Annotated in this window: 13 protein-coding genes; 5 read left to right on the top strand and 8 right to left on the bottom strand. The window is 57.2% G+C overall.

All coding sequences use genetic code 11. The annotated features are described in order from the left end of the window. The first annotated feature begins 3 nt into the window (after window positions 1-3). Window positions 4-1992 carry a selenocysteine-specific translation elongation factor gene (gene selB / locus KJ970_01275; GenBank protein MBU2689533.1) on the top strand — a complete coding sequence of 663 codons (1989 nt, stop codon included), beginning with the start codon at window positions 4-6 and terminating at the stop codon, window positions 1990-1992. A gap of 62 nt (window positions 1993-2054) precedes the next feature. Continuing rightward, entirely contained in the window at window positions 2055-3269 is a 1215-nt protein-coding gene (locus KJ970_01270; protein MBU2689532.1) for a hypothetical protein, read from the top strand. 51 nt (window positions 3270-3320) lie between these two features. Here the strand turns inward: KJ970_01270 and KJ970_01265 are convergent, their stop codons facing one another. After that, entirely contained in the window at window positions 3321-3968 is a 648-nt protein-coding gene (locus tag KJ970_01265; protein ID MBU2689531.1) for a hypothetical protein, read from the bottom strand. A 174-nt stretch (window positions 3969-4142) separates the two neighbouring features. Between KJ970_01265 and KJ970_01260 the strand changes: the two genes are divergently transcribed. From KJ970_01260 to KJ970_01250, 3 genes are all read left to right on the top strand, one after another. Beyond that, window positions 4143-5441 (top strand): hypothetical protein, encoded by a 1299-nt coding sequence (locus KJ970_01260; protein MBU2689530.1) that lies wholly within the window; start codon window positions 4143-4145, stop codon window positions 5439-5441. Between the two features lie 248 nt (window positions 5442-5689). Continuing rightward, entirely contained in the window at window positions 5690-7528 is a 1839-nt protein-coding gene (locus tag KJ970_01255) for an ABC transporter ATP-binding protein/permease (GenBank protein MBU2689529.1), read from the top strand. Beyond that, complete coding sequence (locus tag KJ970_01250) at window positions 7525-9510, top strand: ABC transporter ATP-binding protein/permease (GenBank protein ID MBU2689528.1); 1986 nt, start codon at window positions 7525-7527, stop codon at window positions 9508-9510. The genes KJ970_01255 and KJ970_01250 overlap by 4 nt, the downstream gene beginning before the upstream one ends. 225 nt (window positions 9511-9735) lie before the next feature. Here the strand turns inward: KJ970_01250 and KJ970_01245 are convergent, their stop codons facing one another. From KJ970_01245 to KJ970_01215, 7 genes are all read right to left on the bottom strand, one after another. After that, entirely contained in the window at window positions 9736-10164 is a 429-nt protein-coding gene (locus KJ970_01245; protein ID MBU2689527.1) for a DUF2089 domain-containing protein, read from the bottom strand. A 27-nt stretch (window positions 10165-10191) separates the two neighbouring features. After that, window positions 10192-10596, bottom strand: a complete 405-nt coding sequence (locus KJ970_01240) for a hypothetical protein (protein MBU2689526.1) — start codon at window positions 10594-10596, stop codon at window positions 10192-10194. Continuing rightward, window positions 10596-10946: a DUF2089 domain-containing protein gene (locus KJ970_01235; protein MBU2689525.1), complete on the bottom strand. Its 351-nt coding sequence runs from the start codon at window positions 10944-10946 to the stop codon at window positions 10596-10598. The genes KJ970_01240 and KJ970_01235 overlap by 1 nt, the downstream gene beginning before the upstream one ends. 232 nt (window positions 10947-11178) lie before the next feature. Next, window positions 11179-13323, bottom strand: a complete 2145-nt coding sequence (gene glgP, locus KJ970_01230; protein MBU2689524.1) for an alpha-glucan family phosphorylase — start codon at window positions 13321-13323, stop codon at window positions 11179-11181. A 105-nt stretch (window positions 13324-13428) separates the two neighbouring features. Further along, window positions 13429-15513 (bottom strand): DUF814 domain-containing protein, encoded by a 2085-nt coding sequence (locus tag KJ970_01225; GenBank protein ID MBU2689523.1) that lies wholly within the window; start codon window positions 15511-15513, stop codon window positions 13429-13431. Window positions 15514-15576: 63 nt separating this feature from the next. Beyond that, entirely contained in the window at window positions 15577-16143 is a 567-nt protein-coding gene (locus KJ970_01220; GenBank protein ID MBU2689522.1) for an N-acetyltransferase, read from the bottom strand. An 11-nt stretch (window positions 16144-16154) separates the two neighbouring features. Beyond that, window positions 16155-16625, bottom strand: a 471-nt coding sequence (locus tag KJ970_01215) for a hypothetical protein (GenBank protein MBU2689521.1), incomplete at its 5' end; no start/stop codon positions are given.

The following is a 16625-nucleotide window of genomic DNA, read 5'->3' as shown; positions in this document are numbered from 1 at the left end:
CCCATGGCGAAACCGGTGAAGCCTCCCCAGGCATCGGATCCCCGCGGACCCATCCGTCCTTTGATTCTCGGTACGGCGGGACATATCGATCACGGGAAAACCCTATTGATCAAGCTGCTATCCGGCACCGATACCGACCGCCTCGTTGAGGAGAAGAAGCGGGGCATCTCGATCGAGCTGGGATTCGCCTCACTGACAACGCCCGGTGGACATAAACTGGGTATTGTCGACGTGCCCGGGCATGAGCGTTTTATCCGCGCGATGCTTGCCGGCGCGGCGGGGATCGATGTGATCCTCTTTATCATTGCCGCCGACGAAGGAGTGATGCCGCAGACACGCGAGCATATGGACATCATCGAACTGCTCGGGATCAATCGCGGCGTGATTGCTTTAACAAAAATCGATCTTGTCGACGATGAATGGCTTGAGCTGGTGACCGAGGAGGTGCGGGAGTATTTGCAGAAGACCCCCCTGGCCGGCGCCCCGATCGTTCCTATCTCCTCGGTGACCGGCGCCGGCAAGGATGAGCTTCTCGCCGCCATCGATGAGTTGATCCCCCAGGTTGAGCTGGAGGAGCGCGGCCGCTTCCCGCGCCTGCCCGTCGATCGGATCTTCATCATGGAGGGTTTCGGGACGGTGGTGACCGGGACCCTCTGGGCGGGCCGGCTTCGGGAGGGAGACCCGGTTTGGATCTTCCCTCAGGGGATCGAAACCCGGATCAAGGCGCTGCAGGTTCACGGTGAGCGGGTGCCTGAGGCGGTGGCGGGACAGCGAACGGCGGTATCGCTCCATGCCGTGGAGAAAGAAGCCCTAAGTCGCGGTGATTGGGTCACTTCCAGGGAGGACGCCGAGCCCCACCAGATGGTCGATGCAAAGGTCCGCTGCCTCAGCTCGGCGCCGCGAGAGCTAAAAAACGGCAGCCGGATCCGTTTCCACCTCGGCGCGGCGGAGGTGTTGGGCCGGTTGATCCTGATCGACCGGGAGAGTCTGGCGCCTGGGCAGGAGGGATGGGCACAGATCCGTCTGGAAACGCCGATCTTAGCAGAGAGAGGGGATCGCTTTGTTATCCGGTCCTATTCCCCGGCGCACACGATTGCCGGCGGAACGGTGGTGCTGGCCGAGAACAAACGCCGGCGGCGGCACCGGGCCGAGGATCTTGATACCCTCAAGGTTGCCGAAAAGGGGACGCCGGAAGAGAGGGTCACCGACTCGCTCCGCAAGCAGCAAGCGAAGGGGCACTCGATGGAGGAACTCTGCCGGGCTGTCGGGCAATCGCGGGAAGAGGTTGTGGAGATTGTTGAAGGCCTTGTCAAGTCTGAGCAGGTGCTGATCGTGGGGAAGGATCATCTCGTCCTTCCCGAAGCGGTTGATTCAGCCGGTGACCTGTTGAAGGAGACATTAAGTTGTTTCCAGAAGGAAAATCCGTTGCGGTGGGGGATGACGAAGAGCGAGCTAAAGAGCCGTCTGTCGGATCGGATCCATCCGCATGTTGTGGAGCTCTGGGTTCAGCGAATGCTCGATGGCGGCCGGCTGTTTGCGCGGAAAGACCGGCTGCGCTGGGACGCCGATGATATCAAGTTGACGCCGGAGTTGCAGGAATTGAGAGAGAAGGTTCTCGACGATCTGCTGAAGCGGGGTTTTGTCGGGCCGCATCAAAAGGAGTTGTTGGAAGCGGTGACGTCGAATGTCGGCGCCAAGACCGCCAAGATCGCCCCCGAGCTGGTGGCGTTGTTGATGGAAGAGGGGGCGATTGTCCGGGTTCCGCCCGACATTCTCTTTCATTGCGATGTTGTGAAGAAGGTTCCTGAGGCGGTGGAGAAATATTTCGCAAGCGGCAAGACGGAGATGTCGATCGCCCAGTTTAAAGATATTCTCGGGGTGAGCCGGAAACAGGCGGTGCCGTTATTGGAGTATCTGGATAAGGAACGCTATACAATGCGTCAAGGGGATGTGCGGACGCCCGGCACCCGATTGAGCCGCGGGGAAGACTGAGCCGGTATCCTGGGAGACCGGCCGGGAAAGGCCGATGAGGGGGATTCAAGATGGTCCAGAGGATGTCTGGAAAGAGGCCGCATCGGGGCGGGATGCTCCCGTCGGGAATCGGTCTTCTTTTCTTTCTTCTCTGTTGTACCATTCTGAATTGTGCAATCCTGCTTGGATTGACGGCCGGCCCGGCGAAGGCGGTTCCTCGTTTTGCGATGCGGGAGAAGGTTTCCTGCTCCGCATGCCATGTGAACCCCACCGGCGGCGGCGCGCGCAATGAATACGGCGCCGGTGCTTATTCACGGCATACCTTGGCCCGGGAGACCGACCGGACGGAAGTCATCCGGCATGACGGTTTGATGGCGTCGGGTATTCGGATCGGAGCCGATTTCCGCTTCCGCATTATCTATGAACAAGGCACGGAGAACGGGCTGCCCGCCAATCACGTTGGTTACCAGGTGACCGACGCCGATCTCTACGGTGTCTTTGAGCCGGCCCGCGATCTTATCTTTTATCTGCGCCACGATCCTGAGAATGATGAGATCGAGGCTTATGCCCTTCTAAAAAATATCAAGGGCCCCACTTATTTGAAACTGGGCGCCTTCTCTCCCGATTTCGGCATTCGGCTGGATGACCCGACGGCTTATACAAGAGCGGGGGATGGCGATGATATCCCGAATATGCCGGGCGGCGGATTAGGTTTCGGCGGCAATGACCGGGATGCCGGATTTGAGCTGGGATACGAGCGGAGCCGCTGGCGTTTTTCGTTCGCCTATCAGAATGGGAACGGGGCCACGGCCCCCGTGGGAAGCAGCAAGGCCCAGCTGTATCGCTTCGAATTGCGGCCGCGGCTGCTCGGCCTGGAATGGATCTTCGGCCTCTCCAATTACGCCCGGGCCGGCGCCAAGCGATCCGGCTATTTCGGTGGGATCGGATTAGGAAGGTTGAACATTCTTGGCGAGATTGACAAGGCTGACAGACTCGCGCTGGGGCCGCAGACCGGATTGGCGGCGGCGCATACCGGCATCCAGACAGCCGCCTGGATGTTCGAGGCCTCTTTCAAGATCAAGCGCGGGCTTGATTTTGTCGGCCGGTACGACCTTTGGGATTCCGATACGCTCGTCCCCGGCGAGGGTTATAAGAAGATTATCTTTGGTTTCGATTACTTCCCCATGCCCTACCTGGAACTGCAGCCGCAGATGCGGATGGTTCAGGAGCCGAACACCTTCGCCCATCCCAATATCCGCAATAACCTGATCCTGCTGCTGGTGCACATTTGGTTGTAGAAATGGGTGTAGCAGAGGGTTAGTGCTCAATCAAACCCGTAAGCAACGATACTATCCGAGCGCGTTCCGGAAAAGAGCGTCGTAGTTTAGAGAGGGAACGCTCTTTTTTGACGTAAGCTCCACATAGCTTCTTGCCATCGCATCCTTACCCATCCCCAGGATCGAGCTAACCAACCAGATGGAGTTAACAAACTCTTCCGCCGGTAGCTTTTTGGAGAGCACGGACCAAATGGCTTCTTCTAAAGTGTTATATGTGGTCTGTACTTCCGCAAATCCGAATCCGCTGGCGAATCGCTCTTTGGCGATTCCTTGGGCATAGCGAACCATCGGGATGACGTTGCGTTTCTCTGTGCATTCAGAACAAAGGGCGAGAAGCTTGTGCAATTTCGCGAGGGTTTCGGGGTCGTCGACATTGTAATGTTCGAGATGAGCCCGCCGCACGCCCTTCATCGCTTCGGCGATAATGTCCTCGGTGTGTATGCTGAGTGCTTCTATGAGATTCATGTTCGTCTCCTTCATCAGTAGGGGCTGGTGCGGCCTGGTCATTTTCACAACCACCATAAACATTATGACCCTCGGGATCTCGACATCAAGGATAAGATTTAAAGGTCCGCCTTGCCTCCCCGAGACAGCGATGACTTGGAAGATAAGCCAGAGATCCAAAAGGAGGGAGGGCTTGAACCGGATGCGACGGGACATCCAGAAGAGGGTCAAAGGTGAAGAAAGCCCCCTTCTTTCAATTCCTGATTCTTGCATTGCTCATTTATCTGAGGCGGTCTATGTCTTATCATTACCTTATCTTCAGAAGCGGCTGAACGGTGGGAGTCATCCGGCTAAGAGGCCAGTCTGTAAAACACATACAGGTGGAATATAATGCTGAATCCTATCACGCGGGGCACATCGATCTCTTCAATGCAGGGGGAGTTTGGGACACGGCGGCGCGGTCTCTTTGGGATCATTGTCAGCGCCCTGCTGCTGAGCCTTGCTCCGGCCCCGGCGCGCTGCGATGTCGAATCGATTCATAACGGTTCCGACCCCGCCAACGGCATTCGCACGGTGCGTCTGGAGGAAGTGTGGCGTGTCGGGGGCGAAGATAGCGAGATTCTTATGGGCGTCATCGCTGACGCCCTCGCCCGTCCCAATGGAGAGATCCTGCTGCTCGATCAGCAACTCTGCCAGGTTTTGGTTTACTCGGCTGAGGGCGCCTATCTGCGGACGCTGGGCCGCGAGGGGGACGGACCGGGCGAGGTCCGCCTTCCCCGGCAAATCCTGTGGACCGGCGACGAGGCGCTGGGATTCGTGCATCGCGCACCCGGGCGGGTGACGAGAATCGATATGGAAGGAACACCATTGCCGTCCTTTGAACTTAAGACCGAAGACGGCGGTGTTCCCGGCATGATGCAACTGAATCGGGCTTATGCGGGAGACGGTTTTGTCGTCATCAATGGCAGCGAATGGAAGAATGAGGATGACGCTCGCCAGGAGTACGGTTTCCTCGGCATCTTCGACGAGAATGGCGTTCCCCGCCGGAGGCTGATGACGGAGACCAGTGGTTTCAATTTTACCGATCGCAGTTATGACGAGACGAATGACAACACCCTCGGCACATCATGTTGGGCCGTGGATCAAGAAGGTTTTGTCTATTACGCACCGGAGCGCGATCGCTATGAAATCGATGTTCTCGATGCCGTCGGGAATCCCGTGCGGACGATTGAACGCGATTACGAACGAAACCGCCGGACTTCCGAGAGAAAAGAAGAACTGGCGAAAGGGTATTCGATGAGTATCAATGGCGAGGCTGTCCAATTGACGACCCACTTCCTTGATTTCGACCCGGTTATCAATTGGATCCGGATCGACGAGCAGGGCCGGCTGCTGGTCAGTCACAGCCGCAGCCGGTTGGACCTGCCGGACGGCATTATCGAAACATGGGATGTCTTCGACCGTGAGGGCCGCTTCCAATATGTGCTGCAGCTCGCCGGGGAGATGAATAAGGATCAGGATCGGCTCATTCCGCTGGTCGATGGCCGGTTCGTTCTGCTGCGCAACATTCTCGATGCGCAGCGCGCGATGTGGGCGGGCTACGGCAATGATGATGGTGATGATAAAGAGGAAGATCTTTCCGAGAGCGAACCGCTGGAAGTCGTATTGCTGCGCGCCGTCGCGCCATGAAAAGAATGATGAAGAGCTCCGCGGGATTGTGTGTTTAGTTGTAAACATGTAGGATATGAAGGCGAACTCAAAGGGAGATTTTTCGTACTCTGCTACCATGTAGGTTTGCCTGCTGACGCGTGGGAGAGTCGTCTTGCCGGCCGGCTCGAGAAAGAGTGAAAAGGACCTGCCCCAGCACTCAATCTACGAATGTGGCCGCGGCTTGCCATAATGAATCCCAGCCCGCTGATGGAATAGGAATCGAGACAATGTTTTGGGACGACGAGGACGATCCGAATCTGGAAGGTGAGCAGCGCGCCCGGCACCTGTCCGCGCGGCAAATGCTGATGGGCCGGATTTTGCCTCTTTTCAGACCCTACCGCGGGAAGCTCCTCCTCTCGACGCTCATGATGTTTGTCGTCGTCGCGGCGGAATTGGGCGGACCTCTCCTGGTAAGGCATGTCCTCGATAAAGACATCCCGGGGAACAACGGAGCCGGTATTGTCATCCGGGCGGTTGCCTACGCGCTGCTCTTCGGTGTAGGGATGGGTATGGCCTATCTTCAGGTCATTGTGATGGTGAAGGTCGGTCTGAAGATCGTCACCGGTCTCCGGCAGAAGGTCTTTTCCCATCTGATGACATTATCACTGGCCTACTTTGACAAAAACCCTCCGGGTTGGTTGATGGCGCGGGTGGAAAGTGATGTGGAAAGGCTGCTGATACTTTTCTCGGAGGTCTCGATCGCCATTTTCCGCAACGGCGTCCTGCTGATCGGAACATTTCTGGTGATGCTTTTCGCAAGTGTCAAGGTGACGCTCACAATCCTCGCCATTATGACGCCGATCATTTTCTCGACCTATTTCTTTCTTCGGTATATTCGCAAAGGATTTCGCACGGTGCGCCGGCTCTATGCGAAGATCTCGGGATTTCTGACCGAGTATGTTCAAGGGATTCCGATACTGCAGATCTACGGGTATACCGAGAAGGCCCGTATGGATCTTATGAAGTTCAATCAGGACAAGTACGTCAAAGAGGTCAAACTGGCCTATGTCGAGTATGGGTTCTGGGGGATCTTCTCCGCGATGGAGATTGTCGCAGTTATGATGATCATCTATGTCAGCGCGCCGCAGGTCTTGGGCGCGACGATGACAATCGGAACCCTGATTCTCTTTATCGAATATACGCGGCGCCTGTTCTGGCCGCTGCTCATGTTTTCCGAGCAACTCAACTTCATCCAGCGCGCTTTCGCGTCGGCGGACCGTGTTTTTGAGCTGCTCGATACGCCATCCAGGACTCCCGACCGGCCCGGTGCGAGTTCCCATGTGCCGGCGGTATGGGAAGAGATGGCGTTCGAAAATGTAAGCTTTTCCTATGACGGCGGCGCGAAGGCGCTCGATAATGTAAGCTTTCGAGTCCGGCGGGGGGAAAAGATCGCTCTGGTCGGGTTGTCCGGCGGCGGCAAGACAACCGTCACCAACATGATCCTCCGTTATTACGAACCTCAGGCCGGGTTCATCACTCTTGACCGGGTTGATATCAGGGAATACAAGCAGGGCGCCTGGCGGAAAAAAATCGGACTCGTTCTACAGGACATTCATCTCTTCCCCGGATCATTGGGCGACAACCTGCGTGTCTTGCGGGATGAGATTCCGAAAGAGGCCTTGGACCGGGCGATCCGCGTCGTCCACGCCGAGGAGATGATTCAGCGCCTGCCGAAGGGATATGACACTGAGTTGTCGGAAGGCGGAACGAATCTTTCGATGGGTGAGCGACAACTTCTCTGTTTTGCCCGCGCCGTCGTCGAGGATCCGGACATCCTGATTTTAGATGAAGCGACCTCGTCGGTCGATCCGATGACAGAACAGAAAATCCAGGCATCGTTGGATCATCTTATGGAGGGGCGGACATCCTTGATCGTCGCGCACCGTTTGGCAACGATAACAAAGGCCGACCGGATTCTCGTTCTTCACGAAGGGGCGTTGGCCGAAGAGGGAACTCACGACGAGCTTTATCAAAAGGGAGGAATTTACCGGGATCTCTTTGATTTGCAATTCGCGGCGCAGAGCGGAGCCGAAGGCGGCAACGGGAAGAATGGGCGGAAACGATGAGTACCGAACAGAGTGACAAACAGGCCGAGACGCCAACCGATTCCAATACGAGGGAAGACGGCATGACGTCGCGGAATGTCATGGGTTCGGGCACACTCAAGGGTGTGAAAGCCCATCTGCGCTGGCTGTGGGGCTACTGGCGGCCGCATACTCCCATCCTCATCTCTCTGACCCTCTTTACCCTCGTCTCAACAGCGGTCGCGGTCGCCTATCCCCTTGTCTTTCGCTGGGTGATCGACCGCCTCACAGAAATTGTCGGGCAAAGCAGCGAAGGCGCAAAGATCGTCAGCGTTATGACGGCGTTGGGATTTATCGCCCTGGGGCGGATCGTGGCTGGTTTGTATCCGGCCACCCGGGCTCTCATGAATCTGCGTCTTGACAAGGATATTCGTGAGGATGTCTTCGGCCACCTCATGCAAAAGGATTATTGCTTCAACAATGCCTTCCGGACCGGGGATGTCGTCACGCGTCTGACCGATGATATCTATGAGTTTCCCAAGATCTCCTGGTTCGGCTGCTCGGGGATCTTCAGGGCGATCGAGTCGGCGTCAAAGATGCTCTTCTGTCTCGGTGTCATGATGACGCTGAACTGGAAGCTGACCCTTGTCTCGGTTATCCCGCTGCCGATCATGATGTGGCTCTTCTACAACCTGCGGCACAAGATCCGTCTTTATGTGCAGGCGTCGCAGGAGTCTATCTCAAAGACGAGCGATCTTCTCGAAGCGGCCTTTTCCGGGATCCGCATTGTCAAAGCCTTTCGCGCGGAAGAGGGGCAAAGTAACCGGCTGTCGGAGCTGATGAAGGAGCGCCGCGGGATCTTCTTGGGATTGATGAAGATTCAGACCGTGCTCTGGTCGCTGGATACGCTGGCCAGCCGGGTCGGTCAAATGATCGTCATTGCTGTCGGCGGATACATGGTTATACGCGGCGAGATGACAATCGGCACGCTCTTTGCCTTTTATGTCTTTCTGGATATGCTGGCTCATCCGATGATGGACCTTCCCCATCTCTTCATGACGGGGCAGCAGGCTTTTGTTTCGATCGACCGTGTCGAAGAGATCAAGCAATACCCGGTGAAGATCACACGCGAGAAGGGTGATGAACTGGATGAGATCCAGAAGATCGCCTTCGACAATGTCTCATTTGCCTACGATGACGGCAGGATGACTGTTTCGGAGGCGACATTCCAAATCTCCGCCGGGTCGCGGGTTGCCATCGTGGGCCCTGTCGCGAGCGGCAAATCGACCCTGTTGAAGCTGCTGGCCGGCATCCTCATTCCGCAGAAGGGGGAGGTGCGCGTCAACGGGCGGCTGTTCAGCGAATGGGATTGGGACTCATATAGGCGGCATCTCGGCTATGTGCCCCAAGAAGGCGTTCTCTTCTCGAAGTCGGTCGCCGAAAATGTCCTCTTCGGGCGTTCCGTACCGGATGCGGAGAATATGGCTTTAACAAACGAGGGCGCGGCCGGAGACACAGCAGAAGATATGGCTGTGGACACGATCGCAGAGACGGCCCAGGACGAAGAATGGACCCGCCGATGCCTATCGATTGCCCAGATGAACCAGGACTTGAAGGTCTTGCCGGAAGGAATGCAGACCATGGTGGGACAGAAGGGATCGCTGGTATCGGGCGGGCAGAAGCAGCGGATCGCCATTGCGCGGGCCCTCGCGGGACGTCCGCGGGTTCTGCTATTAGATGATTGCACCGCGGCGCTGGATGCACATAATGAGGATCGATTCTGGGAACGGCTGGATAATGAATTCGGAAACTGCACCTGCTTTATCGTGTCGCATCGGCTGGCGACGATCCGGCGGGCGGATAGAATTCTGGTTCTGAACGGCGGCCGTTTGGTTGACCAGGGAACACACGACGAGTTGGCTGTACGCTGCGACACTTACAGGAAGTTCCTGATCACCGAACATCGTAAAGCGCACCTAAAGGCGTCAGCGGGGGGAGTAACATCCGCCAAGGCACAGGTCTAATCCGCTGAACTTGTGTTTGCCGTCGGAACCTGCGCCGAGTTCTCTTGTTAAAAAATTTTTGGTGATATGTTAAAACAGGGTCGCCAAAGAATCGCAGATGTGCTTTTATGAGTAAGTCCGTCGACGGCCTAATCCACGGGTGTCGATCGGACATGGGGCGGGCTTTATGTCCGCCCCTATTTTTTATTGATCCCGGGGATGCGTGATGGGCGGCGCGCAAAAGATCTATTCACAGAATACCTTCACCACATCGCCGTTGGATGAATCGATATCGATCGACAGGGTCTTCAGCGCCTCCAATAATTCATCCTGCTCGAGGCCCTGGAATTGCGACAGATCGATGCCCTTCTCGTTCAGCTTGATCTTCGCTTCATCTGGAAGCATGGCGCCAAGCTTTATCCCTGTGCGGATTAAGGCAAGCGGGACCCGGATGTTGACCGTCTCGCCGTTCTTGCTGTTCACGAGAACCCGCAGGAATTTGGGAGTCCCCGTCGTTCTGCGCTCGTTTGTCTTTGATTGAAAACCTTCCGCGTAAGATTTTGTTTCAAAAGATCCGCTCTCACTGGATTTCAATTTATCCAGCAGGCGCTCCGCCTCTTCCGGTGTAATCGTTCCGGCGGCCAGCATATCCAGAATCTGCTTGCGTTCAGACATTGGTTTTCCTCCTATGCATGCTTCACCTTATATAATCAGAAAATAGACCTTATGGTTGTCTTTTGATCTGACATCGATCCGTAGACCGTGCAGCTTTGTAAAAGCGGTCAGAGCCAATCCCAGGGGAATCTCCGGGCGGGTTTTTATGGAATAGGCCTCGTCGGCCCGTCGCCATTTGGGTTCTGCGTGAAATTTGTACTCGTCGCCGCCTTGAATGATCTCTGGTTGTCTGTCGGATGGTCTTCCGGGGCGTGAATCTCGGCTCTGCCGTGTGCTCGAAGGATGATGGGTTCCATGGATCCGCCTTATGAGGGTTATCAAACCGGCGACCATCCAGCCGATCAGGATAAACGGCCAGAATAGAAAGAGAGGAAAAGGCAGGGGGATCGGCTTCCGTCGCCCGATTCCGACGATAAGCAAGACCGGCCACATCAGCTCATCCTCCTCAAGGCCTCGTCGACCGTGATCTCGCCGGCTGCGAGTTGATCAAGAATGAAGGAGTTGGTGGAAGGGACGTCGAAGCTCTTGTCGAGGCGGGAAACGATGAGATTGAGCTTGTTCTTCACTGTCGGATAGCTGATCCCGAAGAGATCCTCCATTTTTTTAATGGAACCGTGGTGCCGCAGGAAGGCCATCACAAAGAGCTGATCCTCAAGGGGCAGACGAGCAAGGGCGGAAACCTCGAACTCACCATTTAGCTTGATGTTACACGTCTCGCATCTTGTCGTGGTGATCTTCATCGGGTTTCCACAATCGGGGCAAGTGCATTGAGAAATATCCATGATCTCCTCCAGTTATTGTCATATTATCGTCAATAATATTGATTATGTCAATATGAATATTGAATAAATTAAGTTTTTGAAAATAGTTGATTTTGAGGGGTGGTCTGTTTGGGGCCGGGCTTTGACCCGAGGCAAAAAATGACCCGGCGCCGGTGTGTTACCGGCGCCGGGTGGTGATCATTACGGCGTCGCGCTCAACGCCCGGATTCAGATCCTCATCACTCCGTTGACCCTAGTGCCCTGATTTGGAGAGCCTCCGCTCCAGCGCCCCACGCGGGAAGCTGCAGATAAATCCTCCACAAGCCGGTAGATAGCAGTTCCGGGTATAGTCCTGCACCATCCGGTCGGCATTAAACTTCCAGCCGAGACTGCTGATCGCCCGCTTTACACGATGGATCCAGCCCCGGGGGAGACCCTGCTCGTCGCGGTCGTAGAAGAGGGGGATGACCTCGTTTTCAAAGGCGTTATAGGTGGCCTCCCGGTCATAGGCGTCTTGTTTGTCCAGATTGGCGTGTTCTCCCCCCTCGCCGATGGCGAAACCGTTGGTGCCGTCGAAAGCCTCGGCCCACCAGCCGTCCAGGATCGAAAGATTCAATCCGCCATTCAGCAGGACTTTTTCTCCGCTGGTTCCGCATGCTTCCAGAGGACGCCGCGGCGTATTCAGCCAGACATCGACACCTTGAACAAGGTGCCGGGAGACATTGTAACCGTAATCTTCAACGAAGAAGATTTTTCCCTGGAAACGGGGGTCCTGTGTCACCCTGCAAACACGCTGGATCAACTTCTTCCCAGGCTCGTCGGCGGGGTGCGCCTTCCCGGAGAAGACAAACTGCACCGGGTGCTCGGGATGATTCACCAGGCGATCGAACCGCTCGATATCATCCAAAAGGAGTCCCAAGCGCTTATACGTTGCCGCGCGCCGTGCAAAACCGACGGTCAACGCTGCTGGATCGAGGCGGGTGATATTGTTGATCTTGGCGCCGCTTTTTGCCCAGCGCTCATGTTGGACCTTTATGGCCCGCTCTACGAAGTCAACGAGACGGACCTTAAGGATCTGGTGGACTTCCCAGAATTCGGTATCCTCAATGTCAAAGATCCGCTCCCAAGTTTCGGGATAACAGACCCGTGTTTTCCATTTCTCCCGAAGGTAACGATCGTAGAGTTGCGCCATCGGCACGGCGAGCCATGAGTGAACATGCACGCCGTTGGTAATGTGGCCGATCGGGATTTGATGGACTTCGGTCTCGGGCCAAAGTGATTGCCACATGGCGCGGCTCACTCGTCCATGGATGGCGGAGACACCGTTGATCGAGCGGGCCATCTTCATCCCCAGAACCGTCATGCAGAAGAGTTCGTTGTTGTTGTCAGGATTGACGCGTCCCAGACCGAGGAGTTCCTTCTCAGAGAGACCGATCTGCTCGCGCAGCGGGCCGATGGTCGATTCAACCAATTCTGCGGAAAAGCGGTCGTGACCGGCTTCCACCGGTGTGTGGGTTGTAAAAACTGTCATTGAGGCGGCGGTTTCTTCCACTTCTGAAAAAGTTTTAGCGTCGCGTTCCATCAACTTCCGGGCGAGTTCCAAGACGGCGAAGGCGCTGTGCCCCTCGTTCATATGAATGACTCCGGGGCATATCTCCAGAGCGCAGAGGGCGCGCAGGCCGCCGACACCGAGAATATGTTCCTGGCGGATCCGGACTCGCTGATCGCCTCCGTAGAGTGTCGTGGTCAGGGCGCGGTCGGCGTCGCTGTTTCCTTCCACATCGGAATCGAGAAGGATCAGGCGGTTCCGTCCGACCTGGGCGGACCAGATACCGAGCTTTATTTCCGATTCACGGGTTTTTACTTTAACGAAGATCGGTTCACCATCGGGCCCCAAGGCGTGATCCATCGGCAGCAGTTCAACATCCGACTCAAAATAATGTTCGGATTGCCACCCCTCCGGATTGATCTCCTGGTTGAAGTAACCTTGAGCATAAAAGAGACCGACGCCGACCAGCGGCACGCCGAGATCGGAAGCAGCCTTCAGATGATCGCCGGCCAGCACACCCAGGCCGCCGGAAAAGATCGGCAGCGACTCATGCAGGCCGAATTCGGCGGAGAAATAGGCGACGGGTCTGGAATGAAGAGGGCCGCCGTGAAAGGCTCCCCATGTATGTTCGTTGTCGAGATATTCCCGCAGCCTGTGAAAGGCGAAATTGATCCGAGGCTCCAGTGCGAGATCCGTCGCCCGTTTTTCCAAATCCTCTTTTGAAAAGCGGGCGAGAAGCTCAACCGGATTATGTTTAACCGAGCGAAAGAGAGCCGGATCAATGGCGCGAAACAAACGGATGACTTCAGGCTGCCAGGTCCACTGGAGATTTCTGGCCAGTTCTCTCATTTTTACATCGATGTCCACGGACTCCTCCTTGATCGTACAAAAAACGGGTTATACAAAATGCACAACCTGCAGGGTTCTTCCAGGGAACCCGCCTGGAACCGGGTACTATAGTTGTCGGCCGGGAAATCGAGTTGTAGAGCTTGGATCGCTGGAGCCGGGCTTCGACGCGCTGTCCGCGGCCTGGTGTTCCTTCAGCCAATCCTCGGTAGCCGGTGAGACCAAGATCGTCTTGGTCTGCGTGCAAAGGGCAAGGCCGGCCGGGGCCTTGCGCGGTTTACGGACGAACTTTTTCAGCGTATAGGTCACCGGGACCTTGCCGGAATGGTGGGCCTTGCTATAGCGGGCGGCGATCGATGCCGCTTCCTCCATCGCCCGGATGCTGGGATTGTCCTTCCGGCCGGCGCGTTGGAGGACAACATGGCTCCCCGCCGCATGATCGGCGTGGAACCAGAGATCATCCGACCGGGCCAGATGGTGTGTCAAGAAGTCATTCTCCTGATTGCTGCGGCCGACCAGGACGATCCATCCCTCGGCCAGGATAAAGCGGCGCGGATGGAAGCCGGATGACTCCGGCCGCTGCGCCCCGGTCTTTTTGGGCCCGGCTCGGCGTGAGGCCGGCCGGCCCCCTTCCCGCCCACCGGGACTTCGGCCTTCCGCGGAGGCGGGCAACAGCCGGTAGGTAAGCTCCTCCAGGGGTCCCTGCGACCCCGGCGCCTCAAGCAGGGGAAGGAGTTGCGAGCGAAGCCTCTGCCACTTCACCCGGAGGTCCTGTGTCACCGGCGGCTTGGATTCCGCCTCTGGGAAGAGCTTGTCCCCCTGCTCCAGCCATCGCTTCCAGGAGCGAGACCCCTGAACCGCCTCGCCCATCGCCAGGTGCGTCACAACGGCTTCAACACAGGCTAAGCGCTTCTCCCGCAATGGCCTGGCTCGATCCTCCCGGCCGGCCTTGCGAAAATAATCATCCGCATTCTCCGGAACATTCCGCGTCGGATCGAGAGGAATCATGAGCTCCTCGGCGGGATTCATGGGATCGGGGAGAAGCGCCATCCGGCTCCCCCGCTTTATCATTTGTTTGTGGATAAGGAGGGCCTGCGCCCATTGACGCCAAGAACCCGTGGCCTCTCCGCGTTTGTTCTCCTCCAGCAGTTTTTTCGCCAGGCGGGTCAGCGATTGCTGGAGGGAGCGCATGATCTGGATCCGCCGCTGCTGCAGGAGCTGGTCCACGGTCCGCTTTTCGAGATGCCGGCCCCAGCGCCCGGCCTGGAGGATCGCCTCGTCCTCGCGATGTCCCAGCGCCGCTTGGCCGGTTGCATGCCGATCCGAAAGATGCGGCGCGGAAAGATGCCGCAGCTCGAAGGGGCTGAGAAAACCCAGCGGGCTCTCCGGCGGCGATTCCCCTCTGCGCGACTCATCCGGGAGATAGAGATGGAGGTTCGGCGGGCCGGCCTTTTGCGCCTGCTCGAAATCTTTGATGAGCCCCTGCAAAACCTCCTTTATAAGGATCCCGCTTTCCTCCGCGCGATGGAGGATCTCCCGCGCCATGGGATCGGTGCAACCTTTTAATGTATATGTCAGATACTCGGTGAGAAATTTTATGTCGGAACTCTGAAACGGAGGTCCTGTTTCAAGTTCCGCCTTCACCGCATCGGGCGCGCTTTCAAGCGCTAGAGGATCAAGAAAACGAATCCGATCGGCGTCGACGCCGGATTCCGCCGGGCCGGGGTCGTGATCCGGCGATCCGGTATCCGATCCGCCGGGGCAGCGATATTGAACATTTCCGTTTTCATCCAGCAGAACAAGACGCGGAGTTGAACCGAATAGGTCACATCGGAGCAGCCCCGGCCCGCCATCATCGGATGGCTGGGGACTCAGCCGGAGGGTCAAGGTGCGGTCCCAGGGCACGGCCGCGATCGACAGAAGGGTCCGTCCGATCAGCCAGTCGGTGAGAGTTTCCGCCAGGGGATCGGGGTTTGGATGATGGCGGAACGGTTCGATCCAAACGGCCGGATGGGAAGGGTGGAGATCAATGATAAAGTCGATGTCGTCCTTCTCTTCAGAGGTGTCTGAGGCGCTTTGGAGACGGAGCAAGGCCCGGCGCGGCACGGGCAGGAGGAGCGCAGAAACGGCCGTGTCTCCCGCCAGCCTGCGGTTCAACGCTTCGGCGAGAATGGAAAGAGCGGCTGCGTCCAAAGAAATCTCCCTTATTTCCGGCCCTTGATGGCGGTGATGCCGTCTTTTGCTCCCAAACCGTTTTTACTCCGCCGGCCTGAGGCCTCCATCACTCTTACGGTAGCGCTTGCCGCAAGAACAGGTGAGATTTTCGGGGAGTCTTTGGCCGCAGCGGCAGACCCAGCCGATTTGATGGGCCGGATTGCCGACAACCAGGCCGTGCGAGGGGACATTTCGAACCACCACGGCCCCGGCGCCGACAAAACACCACCGTCCCAGCGTTGTGCCGCAGATGATGGTCGCGTTGGCGCCGATCGTGGTTCCTTCGCACAGGAGTGTCGGGAGCCATTTCTCCTGATGTCCTTTGTAGTCGGGATGGCTGCGGGGAACCGGGTCGTTCGTCAGCACGGCATTCGGCCCCAGGAAGACGTAATCCTCACAGGTGACCCGATCCCAAACGGAAACGCCGTTCTTTACGGTCACGCAGTTGCCGAGAACCGCTCCGGTTTCAATAAAGGCGCCATCGCCGATATTACAATCCCGCCCGACCTTCGCGCCCTTCATGACATGGGCATGCGCCCAGATCCGCGTACCGGAACCGACATCATCCGACTCGTTGATCCCTTTTGCGTGTACAAAAACTTCGGCCATGGTTATCTCCCTCACTCCTTTTCCCGCCCGGGCCGCGGCCGCTCCGTATCCTTCTTTGATGGCGTCCCTGTGCCGCCCGCCTTCTCCCGGCCCAGCATCTTGGCCCGGATCACCTTTCCCTGCCCGAATCGCTCTTCGATCTGGTCGATGGTCCGCGTCAGGTTCCGCCGCTTCTCGTTCTTCTGCGGCGATGAGAAAAGATCCAGCATCTCAGAAGCCGCTTGCTGGATCCCGCTGACGCCGACGCCGATCAACCGCACCGCTTTATGGGACCATACGCGCTGGAAGAGGTGCCGCGCTACACGATAAATCTCATCCGCATCGGCGGTCGGTCCGGCCAGCGTCACCCTGCGTGTGTAGGTGCTGAAGTCATGATAGCGGATTTTGAGTTGCACAATCCGGCCGGTGACATCGTCCCGGCGCAGGCGCCTGGAGACGCGCAGCGATTGGTCGAGCAGCATACCTTCCAGCAATTCACCATC

The sequence above is a fragment of the Candidatus Eisenbacteria bacterium genome (assembly GCA_018831195.1).
GTDB lineage: Bacteria > Eisenbacteria > RBG-16-71-46 > CAIMUX01 > JAHJDP01 > JAHJDP01.
The sequence above is the reverse complement of the archived record's forward strand: the minus strand, read 5'-3'. Positions and strand labels throughout refer to the sequence as shown.